Origin of the sequence: Streptomyces sp. NK08204 (genome assembly GCF_020400585.1) — a bacterium.
In the GTDB taxonomy this organism is placed as follows: domain Bacteria; phylum Actinomycetota; class Actinomycetes; order Streptomycetales; family Streptomycetaceae; genus Streptomyces.
This window is the reverse complement of sequence record NZ_JAINVF010000039.1, coordinates 1-16877: the sequence shown is the minus strand read 5'-3', so window position 1 is coordinate 16877 and position 16877 is coordinate 1. Positions and strand designations below refer to the sequence as shown.

Genomic DNA, 16877 nt, shown 5'->3' with positions numbered 1-16877 from the left:
CTGGCCGGCACCGGACGGTGCCCTGGCCGGCTGCCGGGCGGCCCTGCCAGGCAGTATCCGGTCACCGAACGCCCAGTAGAGCGTGGCGAACGGCCTGAATGAGACGACTTGTCGAGTGCACTCGTTAATTAACGACCGGGAATGGGCAGGAACCTAGGACACGCACTTTCCGACCCCCCGTTGTGTGTTTCACTTTTTATGGATTCCGAGCGGGTGTCCGACTATCAACAGCCCGCCGGTTTCTCCTTCCGCGGCGTCGGCCAAGCAATGCCTTTGCCGCTGTGCCAGTACCCTATGCGCCGAAGAACTGCGCGCCAAGTCGGCACCAAGCGGTTCTCCAGTCACATTCAGGGTGCGTGGCCAACGGTGGTGCGCGGGGAGCAGCGGGGGGCGGCCGCGGACGGCATCGCTTCGTGCAGTGCCCATGAACCGATCACACTCACACAGACCGTCAGGTATCGACGCGTGGAGGTTTCAATGTCCGGAGCCGCTGATGTCGAACGCGTGTATGCGGCCATGGAGGAAGCGGCTGGGCTGCTGGACGTGACCTGTGCACGTGACAAGATCTATCCGCTGCTGACCACCTTCCAGGACACGCTCACCGAGGGCGTGGTCGTCTTCTCCATGGCCAGCGGGCGTCACTCCACGGAGCTGGACTTCAGCATCTCGGTGCCGCCGAGCCACGGCGACCCGTACGCCACCGTGCTGGAGAAGGGCCTGTTCCCGGCGACGGGCCACCCCATCGACGACCTGCTCGCGGACACCCGGAAGCAGCTTCCCATCTCGCTGTTCGCCATCGACGGCGAGGTCACCGGAGGCTTCAAGAAGACGTACGCGTTCTTCCCCACCGACGACATGCCCGGGGTCGCCCAGCTGAGCGCCATCCCCTCCATGCCGAAGGCCTTGGCCGAGAACGCCGAGCTGTTCGCCCGCTACGGCCTGGACAAGGTCCAGATGACCTCGATGGACTACAAGAAGCGGCAGGTCAACCTCTACTTCAGCAACCTGAACCGCAAGTACCTGGAGCCGGAGTCCGTCCTGGCCCTGGTCCGTGAGCTGGGCCTGCACATCCCGAACGAGCAGGGGCTGGAGTTCTGCAAGCGCGCGTTCTCGGTCTACCCCACCCTCAGCTGGGACACCGGGAAGATCGACCGGCTGTGCTTCGCCGTGATCACCACCGACCCCACGCGGGTGCCCTCCCAGGACCCGGCCGACATCGAGAAGTTCCGCAACTACGCGACCAAGGCGCCGTACGCCTATGTGGGCGAGAAGCGCACCCTGGTCTACGGGCTCACCCTGGCGCCCGAGGAGGAGTACTACAAGCTCGGCGCTTACTACCACATCACCGATGTCCAGCGGCGGCTGCTGAAGGCGTTCGACTCGCTCGAGGACTGACGGCTGGTCCCACGAGCGGTCACCGCGGCGGGCCGCGTGCCCGCCGCGGACGGAAGTTCCCGAGGACTGAAGCTACGAGGACTTCCAGGACTTCGAGGACCTCGAGGACTTCGTCGGCTCGCGCGGCGTCCCTGGGGCGCCGCGCGTCCGCGCGCCGGAGGTCCCGCGTGCCGTCCGTGCCGTGGCCCCGCCCTGCTGTGACGGACAGGGAGACGGCGGCCCGGCTGAGCTGCTGGCCGGCGCCGCGGGGCATCTCCAGCGGTGGTCCCGTGTCCTCCCGGTCGGCCTGCTCGGCCGCGCGGTGCATGGTGCACCGTGCCCACGGCCACCGGCCGGACGCAGTCGGCGCCGATGACGTCACCGACGAGGCCGGCGACCGGGGTGCGCGCCCTGGCAGGCACGGTTCTCCGGCGCCTTCGCCGTACGAGTCTCCCCGCCCCGCGCGAACGGGACCGCGGCTCAGGACGGGGCGGCCTCCAGGGCGGCGAAGGGCGGCGCGAGCACCGGGTTCGGCAGGACCATGGGGCGCATGGACACGCCACCGCCCGTCCGGCTCCACACGTGCTCCCGGACAGCATGTCGTTGCGGCGGAGCTGTCGATCGCCGCCTCGGCGGAGCCATACGGCGGACAGCCGGCCTGCAGCCGGGTCCGGCCGGCGACAACCCGCGGGCGGCGGCACAGCCGGGCGTCCGACGAGTTCGGTCGCGACTGACCGCAGCCAGCCCGTCAGCCCCTTGCTGGAGCGGCGGTGCCCCTCGGACAGGCCCGGAACCTGCTCGACGATGGACGACGTGCTGACGGTCGTCAGCGGCGATCAGCGGGAGATCTCGCAACTCGCCGACGACGCCGAGGTGCTCGCGGCGTACGAGAAGCGGTTCGGGTTCAGGCTGTACGTGCGCCCCGTACCCGGCCCGCACGTACAGGGCGCCCTCTCGCGCGTGATGGAGGTCGAGCAGGACTGACGGGGCGACAGGGACAGTGCGCCGCCGAGAAGGTGCGGGGCGGCCCGGTGCGGACCGCCCCTTCTCGCGCCGCCGGGCGAGGTGCCGCGGCGGTTCAGCACAGGACGATGTCGATGCCGGTCAGGTCGGCCTGGATGTCGATGCTGGTGATGAGGCCGTCGGCGATGCCGAAGCGGAACGCGGCCCGTGGCACGCCGTCCTGGACGTAGGCCAGCCCGTCGGAGCCGTCGATGAGGGCCGGCACCGGGGCCCAGGAGAGCTTGGCGAAGGCGCGGGTGACGGCGTCGGAGCCGCGGATCTCCTCGGCCACGCCCATCCCCGTGGCCACACTCATCCGCATGGCCGCCTGGTCGGAACGGACCACGATGTCCGGGGCGAGCGTGGCCAGCAGCGCCTCGAAGTCGCCTTCGCGGGAGGCGGTGAGGAAGGCGCGGATGAAGTCGGCCTTGCCTTCCTGGAAGGTGTCGACGCCCTCCTCCTGGACCGGTACGGTCCTCGGGCCCGCATCCGGGGCGGCTGGGTCGACGACGCTCTGCCGCTGGACGCGGCGGCGGGCGCGGCTGGCCAACTGGCGGGCCGCGGCCGGAGTACGGTCCACGATCTGCGCGATCTCCTCGAAGGGCACCGCGAACATGTCGTGCAGTACGAACGCCAGTCGCTCCGCGGGCGTCAGCGTGTCGAGGATGACGAGCATGGCGGTGCCGACCGACTCGGCGAGCAACGCCTCCTGCTCAGGGTCCGCCACCGTGTCCGGGCGGTGCGAGCCGCCGTCCTCGGGGACGTCCACCAGTTCCTCGCGGCGCGACTTGCGGGACTGGAGCATGTTCAACGACACCCGGGCCACAATGGTGGTGAGCCAGCCGCTCATGTTCTCCACCGCGGCGGCGTCCGAGCGGCTGATCCGGAGCCAGGCCTCCTGGACGGCGTCGTCCGCCTCCGCCGCCGAGCCGAGCACCCGGTACGCCACCGCCCGCAGCCGGGGACGGTCGGACTCGAACCGTGCGGCCAGCCATTCGTTTTCGTTCATCGGGTCACACTCTCCCACCGGTCCCTCACATGTCTGACAGGCCGGAGCCTGGCAATGTGACAGGCGAGGACCGGCAACTGTGACCTGCCCGGGCGGGCGAACGCACGCTACCAGACGGACGTCCCGCCCCTGCTCGCACGCTTCTGCATCCCTGCCCTCGCCAAAGAGCCCCACCCCGCACACAGCGGAATGGGGCTCGATCGGAGCGCCGGGCAGGCCTTGCACCTGCATCTCCCCGCAGGAAGCGGGGCATCTTTCCTTGGACCACCAACGCGAGGCGCGTAGTCCCGGGTTCCGGGTGCCGCGCTCAAGATCGACTCTATCCCACCGGGCCCCCGTACGCCAACTCACGGGGCTCCAGGCCCTGGACGAGGCGGAGTCGTCGAACGAGCCCGTCCACGCCGGAGCGACGAAGGACCTGACCGGCACCGGCACTCGTGACCGGGGCAGCCGCCGGACCGGCGCGGTGGCTGTGTGGACGGGTTTCGACAGCAGTTGCTCAGCGCTCCGGGAAACGGCCGGATGACAGACGCTGGACTGTCCGCCGACTGGGGCCCCGTCGTGGTGCCGCGAACCGCCCCGGCTGCCCGAGAACCGGGCCCACCGGCATCCTGGTGAGCAACGCGGCTCCTCGCCCACGGCCCGCCGGCGGAGGTGTCCGCCGCCGGACCGGGCCGGATGCTCGCCGTGGACGTCCCTTCGGTGTTCCTCGCTGCCCAGGCCGCCGGCCGCCGCACGGGCGCGGGCGGCCGGAGAGCAGCATCGGCTCGGGCATCAACGGACCCGGCCGGCTCGGACTTCGGCCTGCAGGCGATGGCCGGTTCCGCGCTCGTCGGGCTGCCCCAGGGACCTGCCCGGGAAACGAGGCCGACGGCGAAGCGCCGGTCGGTTTCCAGCGCTCCCTCACCGCCCTGGGCCAGGCCCCGGGGGGGCTGTGCCACCGGCGCCGCCCTCGCCGTGGACGGCGCTGCACCGTCCGACGACGTCCCGCGAGGGGGGCCGCCGGTCAGGAAAGGGTGCGGCTGCCCCAGCCCGAGCCGACGCGGACCCGGCTGCCGAAGGTGCCATGGCCGGTGCCCGGGTTGAGCCAGGCCACCCCGTCGGAGTCGACGGAGAGCAGATCGGCCCTGGAGTCGCCGTTCAGGTCGCCGGCGCCGAGCACCTGGCGGTAGGTCTTGCCCCAGTCGCGGAAGACCAGCACGCGGTCGGCGAGCTTGCCGGTCCCGGTGCCGTTGTAACGCCACAGCTCACCGGAGCCGTCCAGGGCCAGCACGTCCCCGTGCCCGTCGCCGTTGAGGTCCCCGGCACCGATCACCCGGGTGTACCCCTTCCAGGCGGACCGGATCTTCACGCGCGCGGCGAAACCGGCGCTGCCGCCACCCGCGTACAGGTAGATGTCCCCGGTCGCGGCCGAGCGGGCCAGCAGGTCGGTGCGGCCGTCGCCGGTCAGGTCGCCGGGGGCGGTCAGCACGTCGTAGCCGCGCCAGTCGCTGCCGGTCTTCTTGTACGGGGACGTCGGCGCGGGCAGCCGGCCCGCCGGGGTCTCGTACATGCGGGCCTCGCCCGTGGGCAGCACGGCGAGGACGTCGTTGAGGCGGTCCCCGTTCAGGTCGCCGAAGCCGGTGAACCGGGTGCCGGAGGGCCAGTCGGCGGTGACCGCACCGCTGTGTACGGAGCCCGCGGCGAGGTGGCCCGCGCCGTCGCCGTCGTACCGGGTCAGGGTGCTGCCGCTCAGGCCGAGCACGTCGGCCCGGCGGTCGTCGCCGTAGTCACGGGCGCGGGGCAGCGGGCGGGTGGTGCCGGAGACGGTGTACAGCGGGCCGCCGAGGGCGGAGCTGTCGTACCAGAGCGCGGTGGGGCGGGTGCCCGCGACCGTGACGGCGCCGCCGATGGTCCGGTAGCCGGTGGTGGTGCCCAGCGTCCTGGGGGCCGACCAGCCGCCTCGGGTGCGGAAGCCGGAGACGAACCGGTACGTGCCGTTGCCGATGGACACGGCCCAGCCCGCGTGCACGGTGCCGTCGGCGGCGATCCCGGAGCTGACGGCATAGTGGGCAGAGCCGACGGGCCGCCGGTCGTCGGCCTGTTCGACGGCACCCCACACGCCGGTGCGGGCGGAGCGGGTGGTGGAGACCACCGCGTTGCTGGCGCCGTCGACGAGGGTGACGTCGCCGTTCGGGGCGGTCAGCGGACGGGGCAGCGCGCGAGTGCCGTACCAGCCGGTGAGCGGCGTCTGCTCGGAGGCGCTCCACGCCTCACCGGGGGCGCTCTTGCGGGCGAAGCGGATGGGCCCGTTGCCGCCGCTCGCCCACAGGAGAGTGAGGCCGCCGGCCGGGTCGGCGTCGAGGCGGAGGGCCCCGGGCCGGGTGCCGCTGAGGGGGGTCAGGTCCTCGGCAGCGCCCCACGTGGTCGCACCGGCCTTGCGCTCCATGATCCGCGAGTAGTACGAGGTTCCGTCCGCGGAGGTGAGGCCGCCGCCCTCGCGCAGGCCGTCGTCGAGGTTCCACGCGACGGCCTCGTTGCCGGCCTTGTCGACGGCGGCGTGCAGCCCGGTCAGGGTCCACTCCCCGTCCTCGGTGCCGCTGTCGCTCTTGACGGTGTCGAACACGGTGGGCTCGGACCAGGCTTCGCCGGGAGCCGGCCGCTCGGACATGAGCAGCTCCCGGCCGCCCACGACCGGAGTGGCCCAGACGGCGGTCAGCCGGCCGGTGGCGCTGCCGAAGACCACGGGAGGAGCGTCGATCCAGCTGAGGGTGCCGACAGTGGCCGGGTCGGACCAGCGGGTGGCGCCAGGGGCCAGGGTGGCGGCCTTGAGGATGTTCTTGCCTCCGCCGAGACGTTCGCGCCAGTAGGCGACGAAGGAGCCGTCGGCCTGCTGGGCGAGGGTGCTGCCGTCGTCGAGGACGTAGTCGGCGGCGGTGGACAGCGTCTGGGGCGCGGCCCATGCGGTGCTGCCCGCCGGACGGACCTGGACGGTGAGCCGGCGCACCTCCACGCTCTGCGCGGGATCCTGCGGCTCGTCACGCAGGGCGACCAGGGCACCGTCGGCCCGGGCCTGCAGGCTCAGGACGCGGTGCTGAGCGGTAGGGGCGACCTGGCCGGCCGTACCCCAGACGCCGGGCTGCACAGGATCGGTGACCACCGAGGCCGCATCCACCCCGGACCCGGCCGTAGTACCCGCGACCGGCGCGGCCACCGCCTCGACGGACAGCGCCCCCACCAGGCTGCCGCTCAGCACGAGGGCGAAAGCCCCTTTGAAGACATGCGAGTTCACGATCTGGCCCCCCAGACTCCAGACTTGGTGATCAAAGTGGGTGGATCTTATATGAACGGAGTGAAGCTCGGACTTCACGGCACCCGGTCGACCGCTGTGAGGACGTGGCGGGATCTCCTTCCGAGGCCGGACGGTTGCGGTCCCCGGCTGCGCAGGGTCTTCTCACAGGGCGTACGAGAATCTGATGCGGTCCTCGCCCGGGCCGTCCCAGCCCTCCAGCGGGACCGGCTGGAAACCCGTCGACAGACGGAAGCGCTGGGACCGGGTGTTCACGGGGGAGACCACGGCGGTGACGGTTCGGCAGTTCCGCTCCCGGGCGAGTGCGAAGAACCGCTCGTACAGGCTCCGGCCGAGACCGGACCGACGGTGCTCCGGGGAGACCGCGATGAAGTGGGTGTGGGCTTCCCCCCGGCTCGGAGGGCGAGACGATGCCGACCAGGAATCCGACGCGCTCCCCGCTGTCGCCGACCGCCGCCAGGCTGGTCGCGTGCAAGTGGCGCAGGAAGAGCCGCGGAAGCATGGAGGAGACCGGTCGCCCCCACCAGTCGTCGACCCGGTGGATCAGTGCCGGGCAGTCGCTCTCGCGGAGTTCACGAACACGTACGGCGGTCACCAGCTGTTCCTTCCTGGAGGTGTCCTCATGGAGGCGGGCCGTCACCCCCGCGGGTGGCCGGTCGACGGGACTTCCGCCGCCGACCCCGGTGGACCTGTCCGCCCCGGCCGGCCGGTCCCGGTCCGCGAACCAGCAGGCGGACTCGGCCTGTTCCGCGGCGCCGATGCCGTACGGCGAAGCCGCCCGAGGCTTCGATGGATTTCCTGATGCGGGCGCTCTGCTGCACGCAGAGGACAGCAGGAGGGCGGGCGTACCACCGCCCCACTGGCGCCGGCCGTCACCGCTCCTCCCGCGCCGCCGCACGGTCGCTCCACGCCGTGCCCAGGGCGCTGAGCATCAGCAGCGCGGTCAGGGCGAACGCCCACGGGTAGCCCGTCAGACCGGCCACCACCCCGAACCCGGCCGCTCCCACGCCCATGCCCGCGTCGTAGCCGAAGTTCCACAAGGCACTCACCGTGCCGTACCCGGAGGACGGCACCCGGGAGTACATGAGCGTGATGGTGGCGTTCTGCAGGACGCCGAAGCCGACCCCGAACACGGCCACCCCCGCCACGACCGCGACGGGCACGTCCGTCAGGGCGGTGACGAGTATCCCCGCCGCCGAAGCGAGCAGCGCCGGCGCGATCAGCCCGGCGGCCCCGTGCCGGTCACTGTGCCGGCCGGCGAACCAGCGGGCCACGGTCGCGGCGGAGGGCTGAACGAACAGGGCCGCGGCGACCCACGCCGAGTACCGCGACGGCACGGCCAGCGGCAGGAACGTGACGACGGTGCCCGCTCCCAGCGCGGCCACCGCGAAAACAGCCGTGGGGCGCAGGAGCCCGGCAGTACGGGCCCCGGCGAGGAACCCGGGGGACGGTCCCGACGTCGGCCCACGGTCGGGCAGCCCCGGTACGGCCACGATGGCGGCCAGCGCGAACACGGCCGCCGCCGCGCACACCGGCCCGTACCCCGTGCGCGCGGCGAACCAGGCCCCCAGCGGCAGCCCGACGAGCGACGGCACGCCCGCCACGATGCCCGTCAACGCCAGTCCCTCCCCACGCCGTTCAGGCGGGATGAGGGACACCGTCAGCGCCCCGCCCGCGACCACCGTGAGCGCGAAGCCGAGACCGCGCACCAGGCACACCGCCACGATCCACACCATGCTCCGCGAGACGGTCAGCACCAGCGCCGGAGCACCCAGCAGCAACAGCCCCGCCCCGAGCGTCAGACGGTAGCCGCAGCGGCCGACCAGCCAGGGGGTGGCCAGTTCGCCCACGACCGTCGTCAGCATCAGGGAACCGGTGACCACACCGGCCTCGTCACTGCCCCGGCCCGGCGCGCTCTGCGCATACATGGGGACGACCGACAGCAGCAGGAAGAAGCTGGCCGACGAGCCGATGACGGTGACGAAACGCAGCAGCAGCGCGGGAGTCACCAGCCGCGGCCGGACGCCGGCGGCCTCCCGCTGCCGGTGGACGGAGGAGGTCATGCGGCGAACCTAGGAGGCGTACTGCCCGTCAGTAAGCTCCAGTTCCATGTCTTTGGAATGGTCCGGTTGCGCTCCGGACCTCTTGCTGACGATCGACCGGGACAGCCGTGAGCCGCTTCGTTCCCAGGTGGAACGGCAGGTGCGGGACGCCGTGCGGAGCCGCCGGCTGCGCAGCGGCGAACGCCTGCCGTCCTCCCGGGCCCTCGCGCGCACCCTGGGCCTGTCCCGGGGACTGGTGCAGGAGTGCTACGCGCAGCTGCAGTCCGAGGGCTACCTGGTGACCCGGGCGGGCTCCGGCACCCGGGTCGCCGCCGGCGCACAGGACCCGCAGCCGCGCACAGAGCCGACCGACGAGCCGCCGAAACTGCTGGCGGACTTCCGGTGGGGCGTTCCCGACCTGCGCGCCTTCCCCATGACCGACTGGCTGTGGGCCATGCGCGAGGCCGCCCGGGCCGCCCCCGGCTCGGCGCTCGCCTACGGCGACGCCCGGGGCAGCGCCGCACTCAGGGACGTCCTGGCCGGATATCTACGCAGGGTGCGGGCCTGCGCGGCGGACCCCGAGCAGATCCTGGTCTGCTCCGGATACGCGCAGGGTCTCGCTCTGGCACTGCACGCGCTGGCCCGCTCGGGGATACGCACGGTGGCCTTCGAGGATCCGGGCTCGCCCGCAGCCATCCGCTCCGCCGCCGCATGGGCAGGCATGTCGGCGGTCCCCGTGCCGGTGGACGACCGCGGCATCGACGTCGACGCGCTCGCCGCCACCGACGCCCGCGCGGTCGTCGTCACCCCCGCGCACCAGTGGCCGACCGGGGTCGTACTCGCCCCCGAACGGCGGCTGGCACTCATCGACTGGGCAGTGCGCCGGGACGGCTTCGTCGTCGAGGACGACTACGACGCGGAGTTCCGCTACGACCGGGCTCAGGTCGGCGCACTCCAGGGGCTCGCCCCGGACCGGGTGATCGCGACCGGCACGGTGAGCAAGTCGCTCGCGCCGGCGTTGCGGCTCGGCTGGCTGGTGTGCCCGCCGGCGCTCGTTCCCGCGGTCGCGGAGCACAAGCAGCTCAGCGACCGCGGCTCACCCATGCTGGATCAGCTTGCCCTGGCGCGGCTGATCGAGTCCGGGCGGTACGACCGGCACCTGCGCCGGATGCGCGCCCGGTACGCGGCCCGGCGCGCCACCTTGGTCGCGGCGCTCGCCCGGCACGCGCCGCAGGTCACGGTGACAGGGGCGGCGGCAGGCTTCCATCTGGTCGCCCACCTCGGTGCGGCGGCCGACGAGCAGGCCGTCGTGGCCGAGGCCCGGCAACGATCCGTCGGCCTGTACGGGATGAGCGCGTGCCGCGCCTCGGGCAACACCGCGCCCGCGCAACTCGTCCTCGGCTTCGGCAACGTCGGCGACGACGCCGTGACCGCCGCCGTCGCCGACGTGGGCGACCTGCTCTCGGGCACCGCAACGGGTCCGCGGGACCGCCACACGGGCCGAGCGTGAACACCAGCCGACACCGACCACCCAGATCACCCGCGTTGAGCACGACCTCGAACGCGGCCGGGCGGAGCTCGTGGAGCGGCAACGCATCGACCAACTGCTCGCCACCGCGGCCCCGGGCACCGTCTACGACTCGGACACCGACGACGCCGTCCAGGCCCGAGGCCGCCGCCGCGTGCGAGCTCGACCCGCTGGAAGCCGCTCCGCCAGGGTGATGACGCTGCCCGGCCATGAACTGACCCGCCGAACCGAGGCGTACGTCCAGGCCGACGTCGATGCCCAGCTCGCTCACGCCCTCGCCGCGCACCTGGGCACAACCGACCCCGGCCGCCCAGGAATGTTCGCCGAACTCGCCCGCCCGGTCGGAAGCCGCTGACGTCGACAAGTCGGTGTTCACGGCCCGGCTCACCCACCGCCGCCCCCGCCGACATGGCCGTGTATCGCTTTCCACCGACTCCGCCGCGAAGCAGCCGGGAGTTCCTCACCAGCGAGGCGGAACCCATTTCCACCGCGCCCCCGACGAAAGCTGCGTACACCAGCGGAGGCACGTACGTACGGGGCCTCCCCCGGTCAGGCGCGCATCGTAGTGCGGCGACGGTCGAGGACGGTCATCACGAGGGTGTTGACGGCGACGACGGCGAAGCCGCCCAGGCCTGCGGCCATCGTGTAGTCGACCAGGCGTTGAGCTCGCGGTCGGTGATCTGCGCGACCGCGTAGCTGGACGCGGCGGCGACCTTGTCCAGTGGGGCGCGTGTCCGTCACGTACCAAGCAGCGTGCTGTCGAAGCATGAGGTGACATGGGCGGTCAGCGACGCGCGATCCATGGTCACGCCCGCGAGGCCGAGTCCGCGGCCGTACACGGCGACGACCTCGGGGCTGGCCTGGTGCCGTCACGACGGGGTCCGCGGTGACGCCGGCACGCAGCTGCTCGGCGGCGACGTGGCTCTCGCTCGTGTGCATGAAGACGAGCGTCGAGGCGAAGGCCACGGCCAGCACGATCGGGGTGATCGCGGAGGCCGGCCGACGGGCATTCGTCCGGGAGTTGGCGGCGGCTAGCGCGGCCGCGGCACCGCGGCCGCGCAGCGCAAGACCGAACAGCGCCGCGCACAGCCGCGCCACCCGCGGACCGAGCAGCGCGACGGCGAGCATGAACAGCATGACGACGCCGAGGGCGGCGTCGGCCGCCTCATCCCGGCCCAACAGGCGGCGGGGAGCCGGCGGCGAGCGCGGTCAGCAGCCCCATGCCGACGGTGACGACGAGCGGGATTCAGGAGACATACCACCAGTGCGCGAGCCCGATCCCGGGCAGGCAGCCGACCAGCCCGGCAGCGGGCGCGAGGAGCAGCGCTTCGGCGGCGACCGCACGGCGGATCTGCCGCGGCGTGGCACCGACGGCGCGCAGCAGCGCGAACTCCCGGGCGCGCCGGGCGAGGAACAGCGCGACCGTGCCGGACGCCGTGAAGATGGTGACCAGGGCGGCGATCAGCAGGCGGTCGGCCCAGGCCGCCGCAGCCGGGTCGTGGATGACCATGACGGCGGTGGCCCGGGGGGTGTCCACCGCGTGCCGGAACAGGCCGTGGACCTCGGCGGCGGTGCCGAGGGCGCCGGTGGGCTTGTCGGCGAACACCGCGCCCGGGCTGGTGACCAGAGCGCGGGCGATGGCCACGCGCTACTGCTGGCCGCCGGAGAGTTCGCTGGGCCGGCGCTTCGCCTTGTCGGCGAGGCCGACCTGCGCGAGCATCGCCTCCGCCCGTCAGCGGTCCTGACGCTGCCCGGTGAGGCACATCGGGAGCAGCAATTCTGCCTCGGCGCCGGGGACCGCGCTGACCATCGGATCGGCCACCGGATTGGCCGAAACCGTACATACACCGGTTCGATTCAAGATCTACTGTTCCCACCGAGGGGGGCCGCTTCAGCCTGCCCTCTTGAGCCCAGGAACCGGACGCCGCACCACCCGACCTGCCCAACGGAGGAGAACTCGAAATGTCCGTGAAAAAGACAGGGTCACGCGTCGCCGTGGTCGGCGCGGCCGCCATGCTTGCGCTCGGCGGCCTGGCCGGGCAGGCCAACGCCAGCTACGTCAACATCGACAGCTGGCACACGTACACCTGCTACAACAGGCCGGGGGCCTACTATTGTCTCTACTACAGCCCCAATGCTGGCGGCGGCATTTGGTCCAGCAGCGCCCTGGGCGTTCCCACGCTGTCCGGTAACTTCAGTGACGGTAACCCCGTGAGGAACGACGCCGCATCCGCCGAGAACGCGAGCGCCTGCGACGTGGGCATTTGGGTCTACCCCAACTACGTGGGAGACGAGAACTGGTTGAGCCCCGACATGGGCGGCAACCTCAACTCGTGGCTGAGAAACAACGAAGCGTCGATCGCCATGGACGATGCCTCGCGCTCCTACTGCCCCACCGTCTGACGGTCCCCGTCCCATGCCCAAGACCTGCCCGTCGGCTGACACCGGCGGGCAGGGCGCCTCGCGACTCGGAGGAGAAGAAGAACCGTGACTGCCGCAGCGAGAGTCCGCCGAAGGCGGCTCCTGGCGATGGCGCTGATCGCCTTGGCGGCAAGTGGGTGCTCCGCCGAGAAGGCGGTGTCGCCGCCCGCCTCCGCGCTGCCACCCGCTGCGGTACCGACGCCCACTCCCGGCCCCAAGCAGGTTGCCACGCTCCGGTTGCCGATCGCGGACTACATGCTCACACCCCAGCAGGCGGCCGAACTGAAGTGGCTGAACGCCGAGAAGGTCGCTGTGTGCATGAAGCAGTACGGCTTCGACCTGCCAGTCGCGCCGAGTCCGGTCGTCTCGCCCTCCGACTCCATCATGTTCCGTCGCTACGGCGTGACCGATCCGGCAAGCGTCAGCACCTGGGGATACCACCTGCCCAGACGCGGCACTGCTGCCCCGCAAGCCACGCTCTCCCCGGCGGAGAACGCCGTGCTGCTAGGCCGGGACGCCGTCGGCAAGCCGATGACCAGATCGAACGGGCAGGCGGTGCCGACCGGAGGATGCCAGGGCAAGGTCAACTCTGAGCTCAGCTCACTTCATACGGGCGGGCAGGGCTCAAGCGGCGGCACGTCCCAACTCGCCGCGCGGACCAAGGGAGAGAGTTTCGCTCACTCGATGGCTGATCCGCGCGTGCAGGAGGTTTTCGGGCGCTGGTCGGAGTGCATGCGCGGCGACGGGTTCAGCGCGCCGAACCCGATGGAGGCCGGAGCGGATCTGCCGTCCGTGAAGAAGCCCAAGCCGGACGCCGCTGAGATCCGCATGGCGCAGGCCGATGTGAACTGCAAGACGCGCACCAACCTGGTCGGGATCTGGTTCGCCGTCGAAGCCGACTACCAAAAGGCCGCGATCGCCCAGCATCCGCAGGCGTTCGCCAAGCTCAAGGCGGAGCGTGACGCGCAGGCCGCCCAGATCGAGCAGCTCGTCACCAAGCTGGCCAGCCGCTGACCGCATCTGGCGGGCCGCGCTGCGGTCCTGTGCCCTCACTCCCCGGCGTACTCCGCCAGTGCGCGGTTGTTGGTGTCGGCCAAGGCGGTGCCATCCAGTATCAGCGTGTCCACCACTCAGGGGGAGGCCCCCGCCTCTGGTGGTGATGAACGCGCGCTACGACCTGTCGCTGCTGGACCGTGAGTGTCGACGCTACGAGATCGAGTCGATCAGCGAGCGGATGGGCAGGGTGCCTTCGCCCGTCATCGGTCTGCTCGTGATCGACAAGCACATCGATGAGTACCGGAAGGGCAAGCGGGCCCTCCACGCGTTGTGTGCTCACTACGGGGTGTCGCTCGATGATGCGCACGATGCGAGGGCAGATGCCGTGGCTGCCGCCCGCGTGGTGCGACGCAGAGGTGTGAAGCACCAGCCCGTCGGCCTGATGCCATTGGCGGATCTGCACGGCCTTCAGGTGCGTGCGGCGGCTGAACAGTCGGCCTCTTTGCAGGCCTATCTGCGGCGTACCGCGGATCCGACGGCAGTCGTCGAGCCGGCCTGGCCGCTCATTCCCCGGAGGCGATGACCGCGGCGGTCAGCGCTCTCCGGGGGCGAGCGCCTGTAGGTGGGAGAGGGTGATCCGACGCCGTGGAAGGTCGACCTCCACGACTTTCACCGTGAGTGTGTCTCCGACCTGGACCACGTCCTCGGGCCGAACCACGTGTCCTTCGGCCAGCTCGGAGAGGTGCACCAGGCCTTCGAGGCCGTCCTCCCTGTCTTCAATGCGGACGAAGGCGCCGAACGGTACGAGTTTGGTCACGACGCCGGTCACCGTCTGGCCGACCTGCTGTACGAACGGCGGCATCGGGTCCTCTTGCAGTGCCTTCAAGGACAGCGGCACACGCTCGCGCACCAGGTCGACGTCGAGGATCTCGGCCGAGATCTCCTGGCCGACGGCGACGACGTCGGAAGGGTGATCGAAACGGCGCCAGGACAGCTCGGGGATGTTGATCATCGCCGTGAATCCGCCGATGTCCACAAAGGTCACACCGAAGCTGGCGATCTCCGTGACTGTGCCGGTGATGGTCTGTCCACGGCGGAGACTCTTCAGAAAGGCCCAGTTCCGGTCACTCGGCGTCGGCTCGGTCTGCCACCGCGCGCGCAGGACGCCGTCGCTGTCGGGCAGGACCGCGGTGAACAGCGGGTGGCGGTCGTCGAGTGCCAAGGGGAGGGCCATAGCCGCACGGGCGCCAGCCACCTGGGCAACCAGTTCCCGGTACTCGGACTCGTCGGCCATTGTGCTGGAGACAACCCCGTTCTCGTCCTCCCATACGAACTCCACCGGACCTTCCTCGGGGAGCGAGGCAAGGACCGCGTCGACATCGGTGGACAGGTCCGGCCAGATGGTCAACCGGGCACGAGGGGTGAGCCGGGCGCGTACAGCATCGAGGGTGCCCTCGGTGAGGCGATGCCAGCGGGAGGCATTGTGGAGGTACCCCTCCTCCAATATCGCTGCCTGCCGCATGGCGATGGACCAGCGCAGACTGGCCCAGAAGTCCTCGTCGGCGGGTCGCTGCACGCCGGGCTCGTCGAAGTCCGTGTCGTAGGGCGAGGCCTCCAGCCGCTCCGGGAAGAGACCGAGAGCACGGGTGCGGGCAAGGGCGCGCTCGCAGGGCTTGTCGCTGCTGATGTAGACGTACTGGTCCCAACCGACCTGTACGTCGAACTTGTCCTCCACCGCCAGACGGCACCAGGCACCGTTGTCGCGGAGCATGCTCCTGACCAGCTCCAGGCCGAGGGAGACGGGCACCTCTGCACCATCGTGGAACCCGCTGAGGTCGGGTGGGAAGAGCCCGGCAAGGCCGTGGCCGTCGACCGTCGGCTCCAGGCCGAAGTGGGCAAGGCCGGAGATCCCCGGTTCGCGAATGGCCAGGTGGTCGATGCCGGTGTCCTCGGCGAAGGCGGCAATCGCTTGCAGATATGCAGCCTCGACCGGTCCGTGGTCGCTGGTCGAGGCTTCGGCGCCGACGTAGCTGCCGTGCTCGTCGCGGTCGGCAGGGTCGTACTTGGTGATCCGGTAGATGAAAGGCGGCACGTTGCTCCCCGTGGTTGTTGACGATGCTCGCTCAGCGGCCGATCTCGTGATCGGGAGCGTAGGGCGGGGGCGGCGCATCGCCGCCTTCGAGGATGGCCATCGAGATCACCTTCTGCAAGCGGGATACCGGGCTGGTCTATCCAAGGCAGCCGACCAGTGCGATCGCGTCACTCGCATCGACCGTCGCTGATCGATCGACCTGATGACCCGTACACGCAGATCGCGATTATCTTCGCAGGCGGCGAGGGAGCACACACCGTGTTGCGGAAGGAGCAGATGCCCTCCTCCCGCATCTTCATCTGGCAGCACATCACCAAGCTCCACCTGGAGGAAGTTCAGCAGGTCATCCCGCTCTACCATCCGATCTGGGCGAGAACCGATCCGGCGGACATCGCCTTTGCCGACCGCCACGCGGCACACGGCAACTTCCGCAACTGGGCCCGGCTCACCGCCCACACCATGACCGCACTTGAACGAACAGGCCGAGACCACCAGGACCAGGAAATGCTCCGCTGGGCCTTCAGCAGGCTGGGCAGCTGACACCCCCGGCAAGCGAGCAGCAAGGCGTCACCCGGATTCAGCGGTCGGCGACAGCAGCGCGCCAGGGTAGAGGCAAGGAAGCCCTGATCCAGAATCGATCCAGATGTCATTTTGAAGCGCCAGCCGAGAGTGCCCGCTCGGATCTCCACCGTACCGGAGAGAGCACAACCCCAGCCCCTTCACAGTCACACCGCATCCCGAAGAGCCGCCTCTGACTCAGCCTCAGATCTGCTCGTACTAGGCAAGGCGAGCAACCCATCCCACTTCTCCAGCCGCCGCGCGGGCCGAAGGCCCGTCACCCGCGCGGTAGCGCGGGATGGCTGGAGCGCAGCGGAAGCCATCAGCCGGGCGCAGCCCGGGCTCCGGCCCGCATTGCGGGCCGGCCACTCCTGGAGCAAAGCGGAAGGAGTGGCAATTCACGGGCTGCGCCCGTGAATTGAGCGGAGAGCGCAGCGAACCGTCAACGCTCCCGCGGAGCGGGAGCGCAACTCGGGTGCGCAGCACCCGAGTTCGCTTGCATCGCGCGCAGCGCGATGGTACCCCCACAGGGCCACGGCGGCGGGGATGGACCACAGGCGTACGAC

General features: G+C 71.0%; 12 protein-coding genes and 3 pseudogenes. 8 read left to right on the top strand and 7 right to left on the bottom strand.

What is annotated here, in order from left to right:
* Positions 1-477 precede the first annotated feature (477 nt).
* On the top strand, positions 478-1395 hold the full coding sequence (locus tag K7G59_RS33035; RefSeq protein ID WP_225840379.1) for an aromatic prenyltransferase: 918 nt from the start codon (positions 478-480) through the stop codon (positions 1393-1395).
* Positions 1396-2178: 783 nt separating this feature from the next.
* Positions 2179-2358, top strand: coding sequence for a hypothetical protein (locus tag K7G59_RS33025; RefSeq protein WP_225840378.1), 180 nt, complete (start codon positions 2179-2181; stop codon positions 2356-2358).
* A gap of 94 nt (positions 2359-2452) precedes the next feature.
* On the opposite strand, the gene K7G59_RS33020 is transcribed toward K7G59_RS33025, so the two are convergent.
* The 5 genes and pseudogenes from K7G59_RS33020 to K7G59_RS33005 all read right to left on the bottom strand — a co-directional run bounded on the left by K7G59_RS33020 (position 2453) and on the right by K7G59_RS33005 (position 8737).
* Positions 2453-3385 (bottom strand): sigma-70 family RNA polymerase sigma factor, encoded by a 933-nt coding sequence (locus K7G59_RS33020; RefSeq protein ID WP_225840377.1) that lies wholly within the window; start codon positions 3383-3385, stop codon positions 2453-2455.
* 1006 nt (positions 3386-4391) lie between these two features.
* Entirely contained in the window at positions 4392-6656 is a 2265-nt protein-coding gene (locus K7G59_RS35185) for a VCBS repeat-containing protein (protein WP_308295119.1), read from the bottom strand.
* Between the two features lie 162 nt (positions 6657-6818).
* Positions 6819-6941 (bottom strand): hypothetical protein, encoded by a 123-nt coding sequence (locus K7G59_RS35180; RefSeq protein WP_308295118.1) that lies wholly within the window; start codon positions 6939-6941, stop codon positions 6819-6821.
* Positions 6942-6944: 3 nt separating this feature from the next.
* Positions 6945-7043: pseudogene (locus K7G59_RS35175) on the bottom strand (GNAT family N-acetyltransferase); the annotation flags it as partial.
* Positions 7044-7546: 503 nt separating this feature from the next.
* Entirely contained in the window at positions 7547-8737 is a 1191-nt protein-coding gene (locus tag K7G59_RS33005; RefSeq protein WP_225840376.1) for an MFS transporter, read from the bottom strand.
* 46 nt (positions 8738-8783) lie between these two features.
* Here K7G59_RS33005 and K7G59_RS33000 point away from each other — a divergent pair, with 46 nt between their 5' ends.
* Together K7G59_RS33000 and K7G59_RS32995 are read left to right on the top strand one after the other, a co-directional pair.
* Entirely contained in the window at positions 8784-10226 is a 1443-nt protein-coding gene (locus tag K7G59_RS33000) for a PLP-dependent aminotransferase family protein (RefSeq protein ID WP_225840375.1), read from the top strand.
* 70 nt (positions 10227-10296) lie between these two features.
* Positions 10297-10599 (top strand): hypothetical protein, encoded by a 303-nt coding sequence (locus K7G59_RS32995; RefSeq protein ID WP_225840374.1) that lies wholly within the window; start codon positions 10297-10299, stop codon positions 10597-10599.
* A gap of 212 nt (positions 10600-10811) precedes the next feature.
* On the opposite strand, the pseudogene K7G59_RS32990 reads toward K7G59_RS32995, so the two are convergent.
* A pseudogene (locus K7G59_RS32990) lies at positions 10812-11844 on the bottom strand (FtsX-like permease family protein); the annotation flags it as partial.
* A 362-nt stretch (positions 11845-12206) separates the two neighbouring features.
* On the opposite strand from K7G59_RS32990, the gene K7G59_RS32980 reads away from it, so the two are divergent.
* The 3 genes and pseudogenes from K7G59_RS32980 to K7G59_RS32970 all read left to right on the top strand — a co-directional run.
* Complete coding sequence (locus tag K7G59_RS32980; RefSeq protein ID WP_225840373.1) at positions 12207-12647, top strand: hypothetical protein; 441 nt, start codon at positions 12207-12209, stop codon at positions 12645-12647.
* Between the two features lie 126 nt (positions 12648-12773).
* On the top strand, positions 12774-13679 hold the full coding sequence (locus tag K7G59_RS32975) for a hypothetical protein (RefSeq protein ID WP_225840372.1): 906 nt from the start codon (positions 12774-12776) through the stop codon (positions 13677-13679).
* A gap of 133 nt (positions 13680-13812) precedes the next feature.
* A pseudogene (locus K7G59_RS32970) lies at positions 13813-14244 on the top strand (3'-5' exonuclease); the annotation flags it as partial.
* Positions 14245-14253: 9 nt separating this feature from the next.
* Here the strand turns inward: K7G59_RS32970 and K7G59_RS32965 are convergent.
* A complete protein-coding gene (locus tag K7G59_RS32965) occupies positions 14254-15753 on the bottom strand; it encodes a S1 RNA-binding domain-containing protein (protein WP_225840371.1) in 1500 nt (499 codons plus the stop codon).
* Positions 15754-16029: 276 nt separating this feature from the next.
* On the opposite strand from K7G59_RS32965, the gene K7G59_RS32960 reads away from it, so the two are divergent.
* Positions 16030-16293, top strand: coding sequence for a hypothetical protein (locus tag K7G59_RS32960; RefSeq protein WP_225840370.1), 264 nt, complete (start codon positions 16030-16032; stop codon positions 16291-16293).
* Positions 16294-16877: the final 584 nt, after the last annotated feature.